The sequence below is a fragment of the Desulfobacter curvatus DSM 3379 genome, assembly GCF_000373985.1.
Taxonomy (GTDB): Bacteria; Desulfobacterota; Desulfobacteria; order Desulfobacterales; family Desulfobacteraceae; genus Desulfobacter; species Desulfobacter curvatus.
Map to the genome: position 1 here is coordinate 21,207 of NZ_KB893075.1, position 21,643 is coordinate 42,849.

Below are 21,643 nucleotides of genomic sequence, written 5' to 3' on the forward strand. Positions count from 1 at the left end.
GATGACTTTCCCGGCACCTTTATACACCCTTTGCCGCATCTGCCATTACTATGGCAGTAAAAAGGTGCTTGACATTGACGAATTCAGCATCCCGACGGGAAGCATATTAGGCATCTCCGGCCCCAACGGCAGCGGTAAATCTACGCTTTTAAAGCTGCTGGCATTCGCCATGGCCCCCAGCCGGGGCGAAATCCGTTTCAACGGCCGCAGGGAACACCCCATGTCCGCCAGGATTAGATCCAAAGTTACCCTGATGACCCAGACCCCCTATCTGCTCAGACGCTCGGTCCTGGATAATGTCATCTACGGCCTTAAAATCAGGAAAGAGACCCAAAAATTAAAACAGCGGGCAGCCCTGGCTCTGGCTGCGGTGGGCCTGGACTATGATGCCTTTCACAACAGGGCATGGCACCAGTTGTCCGGCGGAGAAGCCCAGCGGGTGGCCCTGGCGGCCAGGCTGATCCTTGAGCCCCGGGCGCTTTTGCTGGACGAACCTGTGGCCAGTGTGGATGCCGAAAGCGCCCGCCTCATTCGCCGGGCCTCTTTGGCGGCCCGGGACAAATGGGGCTGTACCCTGATCATTGTCAGCCATGATTTGACCTGGCTCAATACCGTCAGCGACACCCGGGTCTCCATGGAAAAAGGCCGGATTTTTACCACCCACGAAGAGATCATATTTCCCCCACCCTACCAGGCACAGACCGGTAATACCGTCGACTGGATTCTGCCGGTGTCCGGCGGCCGGGATATCCCCCTGCCCTGCAAAACTGGGGAGACTGCCCTGATACCGGCGGACAAGATCAATATCGCCAGGGACGGTGAAAACCAACTCCACGGAGAAAACCGGCTCCCTGTCCTGGTCACCCGAATGGCATTGGAACCTAAAACCGGCCGTATTGAGGTGGACTTTGACGCAAACGCCTTCAGGCTTACCCTTTTATTATCAAAAGAGCAAGCCGGTGCATTGAACCTGCAACCGGGAGAAAAGAGAACCCTGGTTTTCAGAACCCGGGATATTTTCTGGCGTTAAATTTTTTTTTGTTGTGGGCCCAAGCCTGGGTGTAGAGAGACCAAGGACGGCCCATGGCCGTTATTCATGCTGCATGGGAATATTCCACTTTTTCATGTATTTCCAGATGGCTGCCCGGCTGAAGCCCGTTTGCCTGGCAGCTTCAGCTTTATTCCATCCTGACTCATGGAGGATGGCCAGTAAACGCTCCCGGTCCAGGGGCCGGCGCTGCTTTTTACGGGGCGGGGAAGGCGCCGGGTATGGGTGAGATGGTTCAGCATCGGAGGTCTTTTGTCCGATGATTTCTACAGGAAGATCTTCGAGTTCAATCTGGCGGCCTGAACAAAGCACAAATGCATGTTCAACGGCATTGGCCAGTTCCCGGATATTTCCGGGCCAGTCATATTCCATGAAGGTTTTCAAAACCGGTTTTGTAATACCGGTAACGGTTCCGCCGGATATTTTATTATTCAGCTTAATAAAGTGGTTGATCAGCAGCGGGATGTCTTCTCTACGATTTCGCAGGGGCGGCAGATAGATGGGAAACACCTTGAGGCGATAATACAGATCCTCCCGGAAGAGGCCGTCATCAACAAGTAATTTCAAATCCTTATTGGTAGCGGTAATGATCCGGATATTCACCTTGCGCTTTCGGGACTCTCCAACGCGTTCTATCTCTTTTTCCTGAAGTACACGCAAAAGTTTTATCTGGATATAAGGTGAAATTTCACCAATTTCGTCTAAAAAAATAGTGCCTTGGTCAGCCTGTTCAAACCTGCCGATCCGATCCCGGTTCGCTCCGGTAAACGCACCTTTGACATGTCCGAACAACTCGCTTTCCAGTAATGATTCGGACAAAGCGCTGCAGTTAACCGTAACCATGGGCCTGTTCCTTCTTTCACCAATGGAATGAATGGCCCCGGCCACAAGTTCTTTGCCCGTTCCGCTCTCACCTTGGATAAAAATAGTCGTTTCGCTGGCGGCTGACGCCTTTATAAAAGAGAAAACATTCTGCATGACCTGACTTTTGGCGATGATACCGCCCAGCCGGTTCAATTCGCCCAGGCGGCGGGTGGCTTCTTCCATCTTCAGCCGGGCATTTTTAAGCTCAGTCAAATCAATAACGGTTTCGATCACCCCTATAATCTGTCCGCGATTATTTCTAATGACCCGGGCTTTTTTGCTCACTGAAAGGGCATGCCCTTCCCGGTGGCTGATCATGCATTCGGTGGGTGTGGTTTTACCGTTTTTAAGTACCCTGCAGTCATGCATCCCGGAAGGGCAGTCCCTGCCGAAACAATAACTAAACTTTAGTGTCTGGCAGCTTTTTCCTTTCATTTCTTTAAATGAATATCCGGTAATGGCTTCCATGGCCGGATTCCAGGCGACGATTTTTCCAGTGGGATCCAGCACAAAAACGCCGTCACCGATAGCTTCCAGCAACCGCTTGAGCAGTTCGTTTTTCTCGATCGCCTGTTGAATGTTTTCCATAGTTGGATTTCTTTATTTTTGAATGATTCAGTGGCGCAACTTGTAGCGCTACTAAAACTACTTTCTATCATAAGTGGCGGACAAGAAATTGTCAATCTTTTGTGGTGTTGAAATGTATCAGAAAAAAAATTTTATATTTATAAATTATATTGAATAGTTACATAAAACTTAAAGCATTAAAAGAATCTTCGGCATGATCCTTGTAATAACTATGTTTAGCCGGACAGCCAATAGCTGAAAGGCGCACCAAGTTAACCTAACATAAGGAGATTAGCCATGAGTAAAACAAAAAAATACATGATGGTTCATAACTCGCCAGGTGTTGACTGGGAAGTCATTAAGGAGAACTGGCGCAAACTGGCAGCTGTTGAAGCAGCTACCTGGGTCAGAACTTACTACAACGAAAAAACCGGCATACGCTTCTGCATCTGGCTGGCTCCCACCGAAGAAATCCTGAAGGATATTTTTACTGAAATCGGCATCAGCTGGGAAAGCATCACCCAGGTAGAGGAAACCGTCCCCGATGTTTGGAGAGGAACATGGGCGGACGATCTTGCCGAAGCATATCAGAGAGCTGAGATGTAAGAGATGAAGTATAAAGATATCCGGGTGCATTCTGAAATACGCTCTGGATTCGGTGGTCCTCAGGAGCGTGGGCGTCCCGCCCGCGCTCCCGGATATAACAGCCATGGGCTGACCTGATATATCAGCTGCCAGGCTCAGCCCACAACGAATATTGAAACATCTCTGTGGGTTACAGAGAGTTCCTTATAAAAAAACAAAATGGGTCAGTGATTTAAACCCCGTTCCTTAATTGTCAAAAATGCCGCGCAATTTTACACTAAGCTGTTCCAGGGAAAACGGTTTCTGGATGAAGCCGACGCATCCCCGTGACAAAATCTCTTTGGCCTGTCCGCTGAGGCTGTAGCCACTGGCAAGCAGTACCTGGACCTTGGGATTGATCTCTTTTAACGCATCAAAAATCGCACCGCCGCTCATACCCGGCATGATCACATCCAGTATCACCAGGTCAATCTCCCCGGAGAACTCACGAAAAATTTCCACCGCCGTTTTACCGTCGGTTGCAGACATCACTTTGTATCCCATTGATTCAAGCATGGGTTGCCCCACCTGCAGGATGACCTCTTCATCATCAATAAGCAGCAGGGTCTCAGTGCCCTTTGAAATTATTTCGCACAATGCGGGCTCAGGTTCGATATCGCCATCCGAGGCGGGCAGATAAATATAAAAGGTGGTTCCTTTGCACGGTTGGCTGACAAAATCAATGGCGCCACCATGATTCTTGATAATACCATAGGCGGACGCAAGGCCCAGTCCGGTGCCGCGGCCCATTCCTTTGGTGGTGAAAAACGGTTCGAATATCCGTGCCTGGATTTTAGGATCAATACCAATGCCGGTATCCGAGATTGAAACGCAGACATATCGTCCCGGCTGAATGTCAAAGGCCTTGGAAAAGGCGGCATCCAGAACCATGTTTTTGGCTTCAATGACGACCGTTCCCCCTTCGGGCATGGCCTGCCATGCATTAATGTAAATGTTGAGCAGAACCTGTTCAATCTGGTTTTTATCAGCTATGACCGCCCACAAACCATACTCTATATTCTCTTCCATCTGAATCTCTTTGCGTGTGCGGCCGAACATGCGGGCGGTATCCACGACAATCTGATTAAAATCCAAAGGCTTGGCCAGGTACTTGCCGCCCCGTGCAAATCCGAGCAGTTGCTGGGTTAGCTTGGTTCCGGAGCTGACGCAGGACTCAATGCTTTTCAATTTTTTGTAATGGTACTCTGAAGGCTGAGTCCTGAGCATCATCAACGAAATATTGCCCTGAATACCCATCAGCAAATTGTTGAAGTCGTGGGCCACGCCGCCGGCCAGGGTTCCAATGCCCTCCAGCCGCTGGATCTGGTGCAGTCGTTCTTGAAACTTTTTCTTCTCCGCTTCGGCATTGAGCCTTTCGCTGATATCCAGGACAACGCCGCGATAACCGATCTTTTCACCGTTGTTATCAAGAATGGGGGCGGTTGAGACGTCTACGGTCCGCTGGTCACCGTCCTTACGGGTAATTGTCAGACGGGACAAATTGCCGTTCACTCCGGATCGATACGTATCAGAAAGCTTTTCAGGTACTTGCCGCGACGCCTCTGCATTTAGCAAAATGGAATAATCCATCCCTTGAAGCTCTTGAACCGGATATCCCAGAATCACGGCCAGAGAATCGTTGAAAAAGGTCAAGTGACCGTTGAGATCCACTTCGTAATAGCCGTTGTTGGTATTCTCTATGATGGACCGGTATTTTTCTTCACTGCGTCTAAGGGCCTCTTCTTTCTCTTTGCGTGTTTCAATTTCATTGCGCAATTGTTCGTTACTCTTTTGCAGATCCCGTGTGCGTTCTTTCACAAGATCCTCCAGCTGATCCTGGTACCGGCGCAGTCTGAGTTCGGCTTTTTTTCTATCGGTAATAATACGTAGCGAACCGATAACTGTTTGCGCATCTTCAGCCTCATTGCGTTTTAAGGTGGCCGAAACCGAGCCATAGGCAATTTCACCGTGTTCGTTTTCCAGCGTAACTTCCCAATCAGTCAAAGAGCCGTCATCAAATAGTTTGGATAGAAAGCGCTGGTAATCATCGTCACTTTTATAGAACTGCTTGAGATTGATGCCGATAAGCTCCATGCGATCCCGCTGCATCAACCTTTCCACAGAGGGGCTTATTTCTAAAATTTTGCCTTCAATGTTGCATTCAAAATAGATGTCCTGAATGTTTTCAAAGATCAGGCGATATTTTTTTTCACTGGTTTGCAGCGACTCCTTCATCTGTGAAAAGGCCGTAGCGGTTTCGTCTATCTCTTTAAATATGGAACGGGTGTTGAAACTGGCGGTCAAATCATCCTGCTTGATGGCAAGGGCCTCTTTTTCCAGCCCCATCAAAGGCCGTGTGATACTGCGAAACAACTGTAATCCCACTAGGGTGGCAATTACCGAAAATGCCAGGGTAATTCCGATATTAAAGGATCGATTATCCTTGAGTGCACCCAGATAGTCATTTTCGGGTATATACACACCGATCATCCAGGGCCAGTGTGAGTCTGAAAACTGGGTGAACATGGTATTGTATATATCTCCGTTATGGGTAAATTTGGCAAACTGGGAGTGGTCGAGCTTCAGCAACCCGGTTTCTGTTCTCTGCCACTGAATGGCATTAAAGGCAGAACGGCTCAGGTCATCGTCCAACTCACCAATTTTAACCATTCTGAAATGGTTGGCCTGGGTTCCTTCGACCTGTTTAATTTTCGAGATGTCGGGAAATGCCACCACATCTCCGTTGTTGTTAAGCATAAATGCACGGCCACGCTTGCCGATTCGTAACCGGCTGATAAAAGTGGACAAGTCATCAATCTCAATATCCACACCCACAATACTCTGTAATTGGCCGTTTGCTGCAAAGCTTGGACCTGCCACTGTGATTCCGGGTTTCTGTGATGAAAAAAAGATGTAGGGGTCTGTCCAGATAATCGCCTGTTCGGCAAGGGATTTTTTATACCATGGACGCTGCCGGGGATCATAGGTATCATTGGGATCTTCGGATGTTTTAACCATGCTGCCGTCCGAATTCCGCCAGATCATCCGGGTTTTTTTCACGCCATTGATATGATTAATTACCTTGGTCCGAAATCCGCCGGGGGTCTGTGCATTACTGCGGTTGACATAAAAAAAGTCACCATTGGGCATACCGATATAAATACCGGCAAAATGGGAATACAAGGATAATTGATCCAGAAAATAACGTTCAAGCACATCATATTGCTGATTGCGACTTCCCACCACCTCTGAAGCCAGCAGACGTTTGGTTAAAAGGGCCGCCCGTTGGGCCAGCTGGAGATGGTTTCTGGATTGGGTCATGGTCAGGTCCGCAATGTTCTGCATCACGTCACAGGCATGTCCGGCCAGCATCCGCTGGGATGAAACATAGGAAGATGATGTGATCAGGATCTGCATCCCCCAGATGAGACCAAGGCAACCAAGAACCATTGCCCACCGTATCGATATTTTCATTTTTTTCCCAACGTATTTTTTTTGTTGTGCATCATGTCGCTTTTATCCTTAACTGAATCAACCCTGCTTTAGGACAGATCTCTGGGAATTGTCAACAGAAACCGCAATACCTGATCCACCGTCAAAACAAAGGATGTCATGAAAAATGCAATAAAAAATGATATTTCTTAAGATCTTGCAGCGAGATACTGTTATATGTTCTATTTTCCTATCAATTTGAGGCAAACTGCGTCAAGAAAAACAATTTAAAAAAGTGTGCCGTTGTTTTCATAACTATGATGCGTCTGGTGTATTGGGGGGTTTTTTGATAATATTATCAGTAATCATATTGTTCCTGCTGCCTTGGGTCGCAACGAAAAAGTCCGATCAAAAGGCAAACAAAAAGAAGGTTTCATTTTTTCTGCGTTAATAGGACACCTTTAAGTCAAGGACCGGGGCGCGGACGTCAAAAATCAAATCCGGGCTCACCCCAAATCAAAAGGAGGCGTTGATCTTAAATGATAAAACAAAAACGAAATCTTTTAGTTTCCCTGCTAATCACGTTGTTCATCCTGACGATCAGCCTTGTACCCTGCACGGCATCCACAAATGACAGCCAGGAGGAACTGGCCCCTGGTAGGGTCCTTGCGAAACAGGCGGTAAAAGAGAAAAAAAGGTGGATTACTGCGGACCATTCAAAATTCGACCTCTTGCAGCAGGAGTTCACCTCAGGCCCGGAAGTCACAGAGGCCTGTCTGGACTGCCATAATGAGGCAGCCCTGCAATTTCATAAAACCATTCACTGGACTTGGAAAGCCCTGGGCAAAGACCCCGCCACCCCGTTGGGAAAAGGCGGGTATTCAGTTAACAACTTTTGCATTATTGCAAGCAGCAATGAGGCACGTTGCACATCATGCCATGCAGGATATGGCTGGAAAGACAAAGACTTTGATTTTACCGATCAAACCAGGGTGGACTGCCTTGTCTGCCACGAAAGCACCGGCACCTACAAAAAATTTCCAACCGGTGCAGGCCATCCGGCCAAGGAACCCACAGTATTTAAAGAAAACAAAAAAACATACAATCCGCCGGAGTGGAACAATGTGGCCCAAAGTGTTGGCTTGCCCGGGCGTAAAAACTGCGGGGTCTGCCATTTCTACGGCGGTGGCGGTGACGGCGTTAAGCATGGTGATCTGGACTCATCCCTGATCAAACCCGACAAACATTTGGATGTTCATATGGGTATTGACGGCCAGAATTTTAACTGCACCCGGTGCCACTCCACATTAGAGCATCATATTGCCGGACGGATCTACACCCGGCCGGCGGCGGAAAATAAAAAATCGTTAATCGAGGATGATCTCACATCGAAAATCACCTGTGTCTCATGCCACGGCAGGGAACCCCACCAGCACAATGCCAAGGCCAATGACCACACTGACCGGGTGGCATGCCAGAGTTGCCATATTCCTAAATTTGCCCGTATCAACCCTACCAAAATGTACTGGGACTGGTCCGCGGCAGGAAAAATGAAGGACGCAAAGCCCTATACCCAGAAGGATGAACTGGGGAAACCTGCCTATAACACCAAAAAAGGCATATTCAGGTGGGAAAAAAATGTGGCGCCCGAATACTTCTGGTACAACGGCTCCATTGACCATCTCACATTGAAGGATACCATTGACCCATCCGGCGAAGTGGCGGTCAGCAAGCCGGCCGGAGACATGACCGATGAAAAGTCACGCATCTTTCCGTTCAAGGTCCACCGGGGTAAAATCCCCTATGATAAAATCAATAAAAAACTTGTGGCCCCTCACCTGTTCCCCAAGGATAAAACAGATAAGGCTGCATACTGGAAAGGATTTGACTGGAATACCGCGATCCGGTACGGCCAAAACTATTTAAACCTGCCCTATTCAGGGGAGTATGATTTTGTTGATACCTCCTATGTGTTTCCCATCACTCATATGGTCGCCCCCAGGGATAATGTCCTTTCATGCACCGAATGCCATATTAAAGAGACCGGACGGCTGGCGGCCCTGACCGGCTTTTACATGCCCGGGCGGGATCACTTTGCCATGGTGGACTGGGCAGGGTGGATACTTGTGATCGGATCATTAGCAGGTATCTCCCTCCATGGCCTGGGACGTTTTTTTACGAGAAACGGAAAACATTAAAAAAGGGACACAATACCATGAATCAAACCAAAAGAATTAAAATATACCTGTATACCCGTTATGAAAGATTCTGGCACTGGCTGCAGGCCGCAATCATCATATTTCTTATGATCACAGGCTTTGAAATCCACGGCACTTACACCCTGATGGGATATGAAACCGCAGTAAAAGCCCATAACTTTGTGGGTATTTCATGGCTGATACTTTTTGCCTTTTTTGTATTCTGGCTGTTCACCACAGGCGAGTGGCGTCAATACATCCCCACAACCAAAAAACTCATTGATGTAGCGCGATACTATGCATCCGGAATTTTCCAGGGCAAACCCCATCCGGTTGAAAAATCGCCCGGTGCCAAGCACAATCCCTTGCAGCGCTTGACCTATCTGGCACTGTCCGCGTTGATGCTGCCGGTCCAGATGGTTTCGGGCATGTTCTATTACACCTGGAACCTTTGGGGGGGCGTGGCCTGGTCCCTGGCACCGGTGGCACTGCTGCACACCCTGGTGGCATTCTTCCTGCTCTCGTTTCTGGTGGTGCATGTTTACATGACCACAACAGGTCACTCCATGTTCAGCCATATTGCAGGAATGATCACAGGATGGGAAGAGATTAACGAAACCACCACGATCCATGAATGGGAGGTGGCCGACAAGCGCCGATCCTGACCTAAGAGCCTCTTTGATAATCGATCTGCCCAAGACGGCCATCATCTTTTCCGGGAGATGGCCGTCTTTCCATTTTTTTACGCCACTGCAAAAAATAAATGTAAAAATGGAAAGGAAACATGTATATTCATCTCTCTTTTTTTTGCAGCACCAAAAATGCTGTGTTTTTTTACGGATATTTACTTGTTATTGTAAAGGATTGGTGCAGTGAAAAAACTTCCAACGCCCTGCTACCTTATTGATGAAACCAAGCTCCATAAAAATATGGAGAAACTGGCAGCCATCAAAAAGCAAAGTGGTGCCAAACTGCTTTTGGCCCTGAAGTGTTTTGCCGCATGGGGCATTTTCGATCTGATGAAGCCATACATGGACGGCACCACCAGCTCTTCATACTATGAAGCCAGACTCGGATATGAAACATTTGGCAAGGAGACCCATGCTTACAGTGTTGCCTACAGCAGTGAAGATATAAAAAAAATCTCGGTATTTTCAGATAAAATCATCTTTAACTCCCTGTCACAGCTTGAACAATTTTACCTTGAATGCACCAACGTTACCTGCGGCATCAGAATCAACCCCGGTGTGAGCTACAGCCATTTTGACCTGGCAGATCCTGCCCGCACCTTTTCCCGGCTTGGTGTCACCTGCATAACGGACATTGAAGCGGCCATGCCCATGGTTTCCGGGGCCATGGTTCACTTTAACTGTGAAAATGAAGATGTGGCGGCGTTTGAACAGATGCTGGCCGTCATCAGCCTTAAATACGAAACTTTTTTAAAACAGTTGGACTGGATAAGTCTGGGAGGAGGCATCTCCTATACCGAAGACCATTTTAACAGCCAACGCTTTGCTCAAATCATAAAAAACTTTTCACAAAAATTCGGCCTGCAGGTCTATCTGGAACCGGGGGAAGCAACCGTGGCCCATACTACCCATCTTGTAACAACTGTGCTGGATATCGTTGAAAACAACAAAAAAATTGCCATTGTGGATGCCTCCATTGAAGCGCATATGCTGGATCTGCTTATATACAGAGAATCCGCTACGTTTGAAAAAACGATTGCCCAGGGGGAATTTTTATATCAGATTGCAGGCAGATCCTGTCTTGCCGCCGATATTTTCGGAGAGGGTGGTTTTCAAAATGAACTTCAGATCGGTGATACCATCATGATTAAAGATGCTGCCGGGTACACCATGGTGAAGAAAAACTGGTTTAACGGTTTAAAAATGCCGTCGGTGGCTATCAGGCGTACCAACGGGCAAATTGACCTATTACAGAAATCTTCGTATACGGATTATAAAAAAAGCCTATCAACAACTGAATTAAGGATTTAACAGTGCTTTATGGCATACGTTTTATTTAGGTGGGGGTGAAAAACACCCGCTTGGTTAAAGAAAGGAAATAATAATGAAAAAAAACGTGATGATTATCGGTGCCGGGGGCGTGGCCAATGTCGCGGCCCATAAATGCGCACAAAATAACGAGGTTCTCGGCAATATTGTCATTGCCTCAAGAACGCTGTCAAAATGTGAAAAAATCATCGACAGTATTAAGCGCAAAAACAGCAAAAAAAGTGATGAATATTCCATAACCGCCTACCAAATAAACGCCATGGATGTTCCTGCCACCGAAAAATTGATCAAAGAAACCGGCACCTCGATTGTCATCAACGTGGGCACGGCATTTATAAATATGAGTGTTCTTAGGGCCTGTATCAATACAGGTGTGGCCTACATGGATACAGCCATTCATGAAGAGCCGGATAAAATTTGTGAAACACCACCCTGGTACGCCAATTACGAATGGAAACGTCTTGACGAGTGCCGTGAAAAAGGAATTACGGCCATTCTCGGTGCAGGCTTTGATCCGGGTGTTGTGAATGCCTATGCCGCCTATGCCGACAGGTATCTTTTCGATGCCATTGATACCATTGACATCATGGATGTGAATGCCGGAAATCACGGGAAATACTTTGCCACCAATTTTGATCCTGAAATCAACTTCCGTGAGTTTACCGGCGGGGCATGGACCTATATTGACCGCCAATGGGTGAAAAAAGAGATGTTTGAGGTAAAACAGGTTTACGATTTCCCGGTGGTGGGAAAGATGCCCATATATCTTAACGGGCACGATGAGCTTCATTCCCTGTCGAAAAATATTGATGCGGATTCCATCCGGTTCTGGATGGGATTTGGTGACCACTATATTAATGTGTTTACCGTGCTCAAAAACATCGGCCTGCTTTCAGAGCAACCGGTCACCACGGCCGAAGGATTGGAGGTGATTCCGTTGAAAGTGGTCAAGGCATGCCTGCCGGACCCGGTGTCACTTGCCCCGCAATATACCGGAAAAACCTGCATTGGGGATCTGGTAAAGGGAAATATCCATGACGAAAAAAAAGAAGTATTCCTTTACAACATCTGTGACCATGAAGCCTGTTATAAAGAAGTTGAAAGCCAGGCAATTGCCTATACCGCCGGAGTTCCTCCAACAGCTGCAGCCATGCTGATTGCCCAAGGCGCTTGGGACTGCAAGGAAATGAAAAATGTTGAGGAACTGGACCCCGCACCGTTTTTAAAAATACTCAATCAGATCGGTCTGCCGACCAGGATGATCAAAGACGGGGAAGACAGGCCGCTGGCCTTGTAGAAAAAAGGGCACGGGCCGTCTGGATTGTTAATTCATATCGGCCCACAACAAAACGTTAGTGTATCAATCGTCTTTCCGTGGAAATATTATTTTCCGGCCCCCTTTTTTCAAAATAGCCTCTATTGCTTTAGCAGGCAAAGGCCGGCTGAACAGGAAACCCTGGGCCTCCACACACTCTTTCTTCATCAAAAAATCAAGTTGCCGGTCATTGTCGATACCTTCGGCAACAACCCTGATATCCATACCCTTGGCCATTGACATAATGGCTGCGATAATGGATTGATCATTTTTTCTGGAATCTACGCCCAGGACAAAAGATCTGTCAATTTTAAGACAATCTATGGGCAGATCTTTCAGGCGGCTGAGGCTGGAGTATCCGGTACCAAAATCATCCACGGACACACCGATACCTTTATCACGCAGCGCATTAAGGATATAGGAAACTTTATCCATATCCCCGGCAAAATGACTCTCAGTGATTTCAATCTCAAGATGCTTAGCCGCCATGCCGGTCTCTTCAAGAATAGTCTCAACCACAGACAAAAAGTCAGGATGGGTAAACTGCTTAACCGACACATTAACGGCAACCCGTTTTACGGACAGTCCATTTTTCATCCATTTGTTCATCTGTGTACATGCGGTCCGCATAACCCACTCCCCTATGGGGATAATCAGCCCACACGCTTCGGCAATGGGAATAAACTCTACAGGCGAAACGCTGCCAAGCACATGGTTATCCCAGCGCAGCAGGGCCTCCATACCGATCAACTCACCGGAAGGAAGATCCACCTGGGGCTGATAAAACAGATGCATCTCATCCCTGTCAATCGCCTGGCGCAATTGACTTTCTATGGTCAGCCGTTTTAAGGCCGTATCATTCATGGATTCTTGATAATATTTAAAATTACCCTGACCATTACTCCTCTTGGCAAAATACATGGCCAAATCCGCATTTTTCAATAAAGTTTCCACAGTGTCACCGTCATCAGGAAAAATAGCAATGCCGATGCTCGGGGTTACCATAAATTCATTTTTCCCGATGGAAACCGGTTTTGACACATTTTCAACAATACGCTGGGAAACAACAGCTGCCTTATCCAGATCATCTATTTCAGGCAGCAGCACCGTAAATTCATCCCCACCCAGCCGTGCCGCAGTCCGCTCCTTGACTGACCGGGAAACCGTATCAGATAAACGCAGGCTTTTGACAAGACGGGCTGCCATGATTTGGAGCAGTTCATCCCCAACGCTGTGGCCCAGGGTGTCATTAATTCGTTTAAAATCGTCCAGATCAATAAAAAGCAGCGCCCCCCTTTGCTGATCCCTCAGGTGTTGATTGATTAACCCATTGAGCCTGTCCAGAAAAAGGGCCCGGTTGGGCAACCCTGTCAGGTTGTCATAAAAGGCCAGTTTATTCAGCCGCCCCTTTATTTCTCTGTTTAACTCCCATTTCCGTGTCAGGGCATGGGCCATCTGGAGCACTTCCACGTTGTCAAAGGGTTTTTTAAGAATTAAAAGACTATCGCTCTCTCCCAGGACTTTTTGAATCTCCGGCCAGGAATAGTCAGCGTAAGCCGTGCAAAGGACCACCTGCAATTCAGGGGCGGCCTCCCACAGATGACTTATTGTCTCAATACCGTCCCAACCCGGAGGCATGCGTCCGTCAACAAAAGCCAGAGAAAAAGGATTTCCCGCCTCATTAGCCTTATGCACCATATCAAACCCCTCCTGGCCCTGGAAGGCATATTCAATCTCAAATTTAACATGATTATCCGGGGTTTTGTCAGTGGTCTGATCATCAAACAGCAAGGATTCCATATCTTCCAGTTCGCTGTTTGTTTCTGACGCCTTGCCGAGAATCTTTCTAAAATCCTCGTGGATGGCAGCATTATCGTCAATTACAATAATACGATAACTGGATTTTTTTTCCTGGATGTTCATGATGTCTCCTGTATGGATAAGGGAAGCATCAAAGTAAAAACCGCACCACAACCGGGCCCGGCACTTTCGGCTGTCAGGCTGCCGCCCAGCTGCTTTGCGGCAAGGGCACCGGAATGCAGGCCAAATCCGTGCCCGGTTTTCCGGGTTGTAAAGCCATGCTGAAAAATACGGGTCAAATTTTCAGGTTTTATGCCAATCCCGTTATCCGTCACGGACATGCAGACCGTATTATTTTGCCCCTTGTATATTCCCAGGGTGATGATTTTTTCCTCTTTGCCGCTGTCTGTGCAGGCGTATTTTGCATTATTTATAAAATTTAACAGAATCTGCAAAACTTTATGCTTGTCCACCACCACAGCAGGCATATCTTCATACACTTTTTCAACGTTGATTTGATGACGGACCAGAGCGCCTTGATTGAGCATCAAAGCATCTTCCATCAATTTTTCAGCGGCAATGGTTTCGCTGATCCCCGAGACCCGCCCGTAATTTTGCTGCATGGCAACAATCTCCTTGATGTGCTCAATGCGGCCGGCCAATGCTTCTGGTTCGGAAAACAGCCGGCCATGCTCATCTGCAAGGGCGTTGCCAAGGGATGTGAGATATTTGGGGATCTGTTGACCTTTTGGATCACGGGCCATAAATTGTGCCAAATCCTCCGGGGAAAGGTCCATCATCTTGGCAATCTTTAACAGATTTCCGGCCCTGGATCCACGAAGGGTATCCAGGATCAAGGTGGCGGAGACGTTAACGCTGTTGAGCACATTACCGACATTGTGAAGTACACCCGTTGCGACTTCTGCCATACCTGCGGCCCTGGAGACCTCCACCAGTGACGTCTGGGCAACGGAGAGGTCGGACAAGGCTTTTTCCTTGGCCTGGACCTGATCCTCAAGCTCCCAGGTCCGCTGCTTTACCTGCAGTTCAAGGGTGTCCCTGGCTTTGATCAAATCTTTTTGAAACCCCTGCCTGGCAACGGTCGCCCCAAGCATGTCTGCCAAGGCCCTAAAACAACTGGTCTCAGCCGCTGTCCATTCGCGCATATTATCACAATCCTCAAGGGCAAAAAGTCCCCACCATTGCCCCTCCACAAATACAGGAATAAGGATCAGAGACTTAATTTGCGAATACGCTAAAAGAATCTGCTCTGCATCACTGCACTCCTGCAAAGAAAGAGACAGAGCCTGACCTGCCGCAAGTATCTCTACCCAGTTCGCCACCCCCCATTTTTCAAAACAGATCATCTTATATTCCGGACCTTCCAGCTCCGGCAATATGCCGGGGGCAGTCCACTCAAAGCATTTTTTTGAACACAAAATGCCGGAGTCTTCCTTTACAACTGCATGAAATACAGCCCTGCTGATATCGGCAGCTTCTCCAATGTCCTCAAGTACCTTGACGACACTGTCTTGCCAAGCTTGATCCTGTAAAAAATGAGAAGCAGCAAACCGGACACTTTCTAAAATCTTATTCCTTTTCATCAGGGTATCGGCCATGGTGTTTACAGAAACAGCCAGTGCCCCGAGTTCATCAGTCCTACTCGTATCCACCCTGACAGACAGGTCCCCTCCGGCAATCTGTCGAACCAGTGACTGAAGCGTCAGGATGGGCCGAACGATCTGCCGTGCATAGACAATAGAGCCAAAAAGGCTGATGAGGATACAAATCAGTGCAAGAACAGCAGTGCTTTTGTACAAACTTGCAACACTATTATCATACTCTTTGAGGGAAAGGCCCACGTGAATCCAGCCCCACTGAATCCCTGAATAATCAAATGGCTGGGCAAAATGGAAAAGACGCCTTTGAAACAGGGGACTTAGCTCAACCTGCCATGAAGTCTCACGTAACGGTCTGACAAAATGGGAATCGGTTAACTGGGACACCTGCCATTTTTTTTGCTCAATAACCAAGGCAAAACCGTCATTTTTCATGATGATTAAAAACTCAATATCAGGATCCCCTTTCATCAGGATCTGGGCGGAACTGACAACACTGGAATAATCCTCGTTGACTGCCGCACTTGCAGAAACATCATGCAGGGAAGCGGCCAGACCTTTGGCTTTGGAAGCCAGGGCGTCAACGAAGATCTCCTTTTGCCTGGGAATGGTAATCATCATGAAAACCAACAGGGGGATGATGGCCATAGCCCATCCAAGGAGCGCGGTACGCTTAAAAATGGTCATAAGCCCGCTCCTTTTCTTTTTTTGGAAACGCTGTTTTTTTAATTTCGGTCAATTGTCTGCTCCTTTGGCTTTCCCGGATTCTGGCAGCCCCGAAAGGATATGATCCTTTTCCAATAAAGAGATGGAGTCGGCAAGTTCCTCTTTGGATATCTGTTGCATCCCGTCTATCTGGAATATGGTGAGCAGTTGGGCTCCGGATAACGATTCAACTATTTTTTGAAGATCTCTCAGCAGCAACTGCTTAACCGGAGATTGATATGTTTTTCGAAAACAAAGTATGACCGGGATATAGGGTGGAGATGTGGCGACAATTCTCATCTGCCGGGCAATCTGGGGATTAAGCTCCGCCATGATATCAAATCCTTTCCGGTGGACCAGACAGGTGTCTGCCTGTTTGAAAAATACCGGAAGCACCGCATTGTTTATCTTTTTTACCATTTTATAATTTTTAAAATGCACCCCGGGCCTGTCCAGCCCCTTTTCCGATAAAAGGACAGCCAGCCAGTTCAGGCTCAAGGAAGTTCACGCATTGTCCAATACCCTCAAATCTTTTTTTTTCAGAGCCCAGACTTCATTAGCCGGGCTGTTTTGGTGGACGAGAAGTAAATACTCTTCTGCTATACTACCCGACTGTTTGACGGCAAGCAAAGCATCTTCACTCACAAGAGGCTGTATTGAAAACAGCTGCGGGGTGGTGATGTAAACCACATCCACCCGCTTTTCCCCCAAATCCGTTTTTATCTTTGATAGAGCCGAATAGATTAAGACAGTGGGCTCTGCTGGAATGCCAAGTTCTTCAGTCAGGCTCTTGGTCCAGGCGCGGAGGGCAGCTTTGACATCATTTTCATTGATCTCTCCCATAACCGTCCGAATAAATCCGAACCGAACCATTTCATTACCTCTTCCCCTTTCAGCCGCTGAATTTTGTGCACATACGCTGACGGGAATCAGCATAATTAAACAAGTCTTCACTTTAAACCCACTAATCTATACTTATTTTGCCACGTCCCGGATTCCAGCCGGGATGCTTTGGTATCAGCACCAAACAGGCGCCGGTGTTTTTTGATCAGTTCCATTGTGGGCACAAGGCTTTCAAAGGGCTGGAACGTAAGATCGTCCATTTGAAAAATGGTAAGAATCTGGCCGCCGGCAGGTGTTTGGTCCCAGTTTTCAATATTGTTCAGCATGATAGTCTTAATTCTGGATTGATAATTCTTTCGAAATCCTAGAAAACCGGGCACATATGCCTTGGAAGCGGCCAAAATTTTAAGCTGATGTAAAATCTGGGGATTAAGTTCCGCCATGGTGTCAAACCCTCTCCGGGTCACCAGACAGGCATCGGCCTTGCCGAAAAAAACAGGGAGAAGCGCAGCACTGCTTTTATTGGCCGAAACCATCTTGTCAAAAAAGTGTTCTGCTGACGGTAGCCCTGCTTCTGCCAGTTTAACATCCAGCCAGATGGTCGAAAGGACAGTTTTCGCATTTTTTGAAAACTTTAGAAAGCCCCCTTTAAGATCTTTAATATCTGCAAAGCGGCTTTCTTTCCGGGCAAGCAGCAGGTATTCTATGGTTATGGAGCCGCCATAGACGGCGACAACAAAAGGTTCCCGGTCAATCAGATGCTGCAAATCAAAAAATTCAACTGCGCTTAAATTGATAAGATCAATCATACCGTTCTTAAGCGCGATTTCGATCTCCCTGACACCCTCGTAAATTTTCGGCTGAACGTTAACAGGAAAACTATCCGTAACTACCAGTTTCGTTGACCAGAGCTTTATTGCGGCCATGGTATCATTCTCGTTAACCTCACCTACAATTGATCTGGAAAACCCGACATGGACGATCTCTTCCGACCAGACCAGACCGGCCTGCAGGCAGACTGCAGCGGCCAACAGCACCTTGATCCACGCCCGAAACGGCAAAGGCTTTGTTGGATGGTTTCTTTTCATCTCTGTTCTTACCGGATTACTGAATCTGTTTTAACACCTCAGTGCCCACGATCAAATCCAGGCGGGAGAGCAGGGCCACATGTTCATATCTGGCTTTGTAATGTTGGGCTGACATCATGGCCTCCATTAACTGGGCCTGGATAACATCATCGGTTTCCACCAGCTCGTTCTGGTATGCCCGCACGTTAAGTCCCCGGTTTTCCGTGGCAGCGGTCAGGGCACTTCCCGACGCGTCACAGGATTTTTGGGCTGCGCCAAGGGAGAGGATAATATCCCGCACCTGAAGCCCTATGCCCTCCTTGAGCAAGAGTTGTTCCTCTTTAATCTTGGAAATGGCAGCCCGGGCGGCAGCAATCTTATTTTTTGTAAGCATACCGTTAAAAATGGGAACTTCAACGCCGATTCCAAAGGTCCATCCTTGTTCGTTTTCAGGGGTGGCAAGGCCGCCGTCACTGTCCGGCCACCACTTATGAAGATCGCCGGTCAGGGCAAGCTTGGGGAAATAACCGCTTTTGGCGGTTTTCAGTCCGCCCTCCGCCGCCTTTAGCCCGGCTTCCACCTTGGCCCAATCCGGATTAAACGCAAAGGCCTTTTCCACCATTTCGCCCATATCAATGTTTAACGACGAAAGGGGGATTTTTGTATCTTCATTGTATTGGCCAGGGCTGCCCGGGACATCAGCTTATTTTTTTCAAGCAAGGCGACCATGGGTCTTAAGGTATCCACCATGACCTTATTATTGAGCCAGTCTGTCTTTTTCACCGTGCCTGCCCCCTCTTTATACATGGTTTCGGTCAGGTTCAAGGTGGCGTTCATCCGGGACAAGGTGTCAAGGCCGACCTGGTGAAGCTTTTTGGCCAGCACCGCCCCCCAGTAAAACCGCTTGACGTCGTCAATAATTTCAAGATCCGTACGCCGGACTTCCTGTTTCATCATATCCACAAGCCCCTGGGTCTGCTCTCTATACCCTTTTCGCATTCCCCCGTCATATAAAAGCCAGGTCCCTTCAATGGTGGCGGTATAGCTTTTTTCAACTAATACGTCGATCTCCTGCTCCGGGGAGGTGATGGTCATATCCCCCATTATCGTTGGCAGGGTCATGGTCGTTGCCGGATAGTCGAAATTAAGCGCCTCGTCCAGCCGCGAAAACCCATGGGACATGTCAAGATCACGAAAATACTTGTGAAGAGAAGGACCGGGAATAATGGACATGAACTCTGAGGTATCTTTAAAAATTCGGGGCGGTCTCCGGATGTCTTTGCCCGTGAGCGGCCGGATTCTCTCCACTATATTTGTTCCCTGATATCCCATGGCCCCTCCTGTTTATCAGTAAATGCCTAAACCGGATATCAGCAACTCCCATGCCCTGTTCACTTTTATTATCAAAAACTAAATAACCGCATGATGCCGGAAAAAAAAACAACGGCCCGTCCGTTTTTTTTACATTGTTTTTCTTATTTTCTTGATTAAAATCATACTATATAGTATGTTATTCTCACTATATCGGTCTTGCTAAGACCTACCAACAAAAAAAATCATACTATTATTTAATAAAAGGCCAAACCGCACATGAAAAAAATAGAGCAAAACAAAAAACAAAAGATAGACAGCATACAGAAAGCTGCCCGCAAATTATTTCAATCAAACGGCTTCATTGGCACCAGCATGGATAAAATCGCCGACCAGGCCGGTGTTACCAAACAAACGGTGTACAGATATTTCGAATCCAAAGAAGTACTTTTTAAATCGACTCTGGAAGCACAGCGCCTGGAGGCGGAGGCGAACAATGACTTTTTGGAAGCACTGGACCTGGAAGACGCGACAAAGGCCCTGGAAACCTTTGCAATCGGATTCATTAAAAGGCATTTGTCCAAAGCGCATCTGGCCAATATCCGCCTGCTGGTGTCCGAAGGCCCCATGGTCCCGGAGATAACACGCGCCTTTTATGCCGTTGGGCCCAGCCGAACCAAAACCCGCCTTGCCCGGTTTTTCAAGGATCGATTCAAGATTGATGACGCCAAGTTCGAGATCGACGCCTTTCTCGGCATTCTTCTATCCATGCGCATGACCGTACTCACCGGGTTGAATGCGCCGCCTTCCCCGGAAAGAATTCGTCAGCACTCGACCAAAGCGGTTAAGGCAGTTCTAAAATTGTTGGATTTATAAAAAAGAATGACATCAAACATAAAATTCGGCCGATGTAAAAAAGCCATTCCCATAAAACAATAAAGGAGGCCCCAACATGAATGTATTCCCGTTAACAAACCAAAGTGCCTGGAAAAATCTGTGGCTCAACGCTTTAAAGAATGATCCTGAAGAAAAAAAAGGGACGGATCATTTTAAAAAGTGGGACAAACGTGCCCGGGTGTTTGACAAACGGTCTGCCACACCCGAGGCGGTTGCCCGAAAAGAACGCATCTTATCCATGCTCAGGGAAGCCGGTGCGCTTCAACCCGGAAGTTGTGTTCTGGATGTCGGCGCCGGATCAGGCAACTGGGCCATTCCCATTGCGAAAATGGGGGCAAATGTAGTAGCGTTGGAACCTTCCGCCGGCATGGTCGAAATACTCAGGGAGAAGATGGCGGCCAAGGGCATTGGCCCAGATCAAATCCGTATCAATCAGAAGACATGGCAGGATGTAGATGTGGAAAAAGAGGGGCTGGCAGGCCAATTCGACTTGGTATTTTCCTCTATGAACCCTGGCGTTTGCGATCCTGCGACATTGGAAAAACTTATGCAAGCCTCTCGAAATTTCTGTTACTTGAGCACCTTTTCCGGCGGTGGCTGGCGCGGTTGCTACAACGATTTGTGGCTGGATATCACCGGCCAAAAGCTTGAATCCACATCATGGGATTTCATATACCCCTTTACCTATGTCTATTCCCAGGGATATCGTCCCCAAATCGATTTCAGTGTCTGGTCCCATGACCGCGAAGAGACCATTGATGAGGCTGTGGAAAATATTCTTTTTTTTGTCCAAGGCATGACAAAGGTCACGCCGGAAATCCGCCAAAAGTTGAAAGCCCATGTCACGCGCCGAGCCGTTGATGGAATTTTTCATCAAAAGCAGACCGTTTGCCAAGGTATTATGCTGTGGCAGGTTGCATGACAACGAGGGTTTCCGCTATTTGATCGAATTTGGAATCGTCCTTGATGCCAATTTTACTGAATGTGCTTTGTAATCCGCAGGTATCGAAGAAAAACGTTTTCAGCAATTCTATGGATTTTACACAAAGAACCTTGGATCGTACCCATCCCAGGGGCAAAAAACATCAATCATCTTCGGGAAAATGTAAAAGCTCTCCAAATAAGTTTGAACAGTCATGAAATGGTTGAGTTGGATCGTAAAATTCAGGAACTGAATATAGTGGGTGCACGTGCATCGGAGGGCTCAGAGAAGTTAACCCATCTTTTTGAAAAAAAACGACAAAACGCCCATTATTCCTTAGTTTTTATGGCCCTACGTAAAGTAGCTTACTATAATTTCAGCACGTTACGTAGAGATTTTTTAATCATGGCGAA

General features: G+C 47.5%; 18 protein-coding genes and 1 pseudogene. 10 read left to right on the top strand and 9 right to left on the bottom strand.

Annotation, left to right across the window (positions count from 1 at the left end):
* Position 1: 1 nt before the first annotated feature.
* Positions 2-1,030 (top strand): ABC transporter ATP-binding protein, encoded by a 1,029-nt coding sequence (locus B147_RS0117455; RefSeq protein WP_020588492.1) that lies wholly within the window; start codon positions 2-4, stop codon positions 1,028-1,030.
* Positions 1,031-1,090: 60 nt separating this feature from the next.
* On the opposite strand, the gene B147_RS0117460 is transcribed toward B147_RS0117455, so the two are convergent.
* The gene (locus B147_RS0117460; RefSeq protein WP_020588493.1) at positions 1,091-2,500 is read right to left on the bottom strand and encodes a sigma-54 interaction domain-containing protein; all 1,410 of its coding nucleotides are present in this window, start codon (positions 2,498-2,500) and stop codon (positions 1,091-1,093) included.
* Between the two features lie 276 nt (positions 2,501-2,776).
* Between B147_RS0117460 and B147_RS0117465 the strand changes: the two genes are divergently transcribed.
* On the top strand, positions 2,777-3,085 hold the full coding sequence (locus B147_RS0117465) for a DUF4242 domain-containing protein (protein ID WP_020588494.1): 309 nt from the start codon (positions 2,777-2,779) through the stop codon (positions 3,083-3,085).
* 225 nt (positions 3,086-3,310) lie between these two features.
* Here the strand turns inward: B147_RS0117465 and B147_RS0117470 are convergent, their stop codons facing one another.
* Positions 3,311-6,577, bottom strand: coding sequence for a PAS domain S-box protein (locus B147_RS0117470; protein ID WP_026259709.1), 3,267 nt, complete (start codon positions 6,575-6,577; stop codon positions 3,311-3,313).
* A 497-nt stretch (positions 6,578-7,074) separates the two neighbouring features.
* Between B147_RS0117470 and B147_RS0117475 the strand changes: the two genes are divergently transcribed.
* From B147_RS0117475 to B147_RS0117495, 4 genes are all read left to right on the top strand, one after another.
* Positions 7,075-8,733 (top strand): tetrathionate reductase family octaheme c-type cytochrome, encoded by a 1,659-nt coding sequence (locus B147_RS0117475; protein ID WP_020588496.1) that lies wholly within the window; start codon positions 7,075-7,077, stop codon positions 8,731-8,733.
* 17 nt (positions 8,734-8,750) lie between these two features.
* Positions 8,751-9,398: a cytochrome b/b6 domain-containing protein gene (locus tag B147_RS0117480; protein ID WP_020588497.1), complete on the top strand. Its 648-nt coding sequence runs from the start codon at positions 8,751-8,753 to the stop codon at positions 9,396-9,398.
* 207 nt (positions 9,399-9,605) lie between these two features.
* Positions 9,606-10,733: a carboxynorspermidine decarboxylase gene (gene nspC / locus B147_RS0117490; RefSeq protein WP_020588499.1), complete on the top strand. Its 1,128-nt coding sequence runs from the start codon at positions 9,606-9,608 to the stop codon at positions 10,731-10,733.
* 73 nt (positions 10,734-10,806) lie between these two features.
* Positions 10,807-12,048, top strand: coding sequence for a saccharopine dehydrogenase family protein (locus tag B147_RS0117495; protein ID WP_020588500.1), 1,242 nt, complete (start codon positions 10,807-10,809; stop codon positions 12,046-12,048).
* A 63-nt stretch (positions 12,049-12,111) separates the two neighbouring features.
* On the opposite strand, the gene B147_RS0117500 is transcribed toward B147_RS0117495, so the two are convergent.
* The 7 genes from B147_RS0117500 to B147_RS32510 form a co-directional block, all read right to left on the bottom strand.
* Entirely contained in the window at positions 12,112-13,989 is a 1,878-nt protein-coding gene (locus tag B147_RS0117500; RefSeq protein ID WP_020588501.1) for a GGDEF/EAL domain-containing response regulator, read from the bottom strand.
* Positions 13,986-16,172 carry a sensor histidine kinase gene (locus tag B147_RS0117505; protein ID WP_020588502.1) on the bottom strand — a complete coding sequence of 729 codons (2,187 nt, stop codon included), beginning with the start codon at positions 16,170-16,172 and terminating at the stop codon, positions 13,986-13,988. Before B147_RS0117505 ends, B147_RS0117500 begins: the two co-directional genes overlap by 4 nt.
* Positions 16,173-16,220: 48 nt before the next feature.
* Positions 16,221-16,688, bottom strand: coding sequence for a PhnD/SsuA/transferrin family substrate-binding protein (locus tag B147_RS0117510; protein WP_020588503.1), 468 nt, complete (start codon positions 16,686-16,688; stop codon positions 16,221-16,223).
* A gap of 6 nt (positions 16,689-16,694) precedes the next feature.
* Positions 16,695-17,033, bottom strand: coding sequence for a hypothetical protein (locus B147_RS0117515; protein WP_157237935.1), 339 nt, complete (start codon positions 17,031-17,033; stop codon positions 16,695-16,697).
* Positions 17,034-17,140: 107 nt separating this feature from the next.
* The gene (locus B147_RS0117520; RefSeq protein WP_020588505.1) at positions 17,141-18,121 is read right to left on the bottom strand and encodes a phosphate/phosphite/phosphonate ABC transporter substrate-binding protein; all 981 of its coding nucleotides are present in this window, start codon (positions 18,119-18,121) and stop codon (positions 17,141-17,143) included.
* A 16-nt stretch (positions 18,122-18,137) separates the two neighbouring features.
* The gene (locus B147_RS32505; protein WP_051085680.1) at positions 18,138-18,731 is read right to left on the bottom strand and encodes a TolC family protein; all 594 of its coding nucleotides are present in this window, start codon (positions 18,729-18,731) and stop codon (positions 18,138-18,140) included.
* A gap of 8 nt (positions 18,732-18,739) precedes the next feature.
* Entirely contained in the window at positions 18,740-19,432 is a 693-nt protein-coding gene (locus B147_RS32510) for a TolC family protein (protein WP_051085681.1), read from the bottom strand.
* 258 nt (positions 19,433-19,690) lie between these two features.
* On the opposite strand from B147_RS32510, the gene B147_RS0117530 reads away from it, so the two are divergent.
* From B147_RS0117530 to B147_RS32970, 4 genes and pseudogenes are all read left to right on the top strand, one after another.
* Positions 19,691-20,287 carry a TetR/AcrR family transcriptional regulator gene (locus tag B147_RS0117530; RefSeq protein ID WP_020588506.1) on the top strand — a complete coding sequence of 199 codons (597 nt, stop codon included), beginning with the start codon at positions 19,691-19,693 and terminating at the stop codon, positions 20,285-20,287.
* A gap of 76 nt (positions 20,288-20,363) precedes the next feature.
* The gene (locus B147_RS0117535) at positions 20,364-21,230 is read left to right on the top strand and encodes a class I SAM-dependent methyltransferase (protein WP_020588507.1); all 867 of its coding nucleotides are present in this window, start codon (positions 20,364-20,366) and stop codon (positions 21,228-21,230) included.
* Between the two features lie 60 nt (positions 21,231-21,290).
* Positions 21,291-21,410 (top strand): annotated as a pseudogene (locus B147_RS33555) (hypothetical protein); the annotation flags it as partial.
* Between the two features lie 48 nt (positions 21,411-21,458).
* The coding region (locus B147_RS32970) for a hypothetical protein (protein WP_245569041.1) at positions 21,459-21,643 on the top strand (185 nt) is incomplete at its 3' end.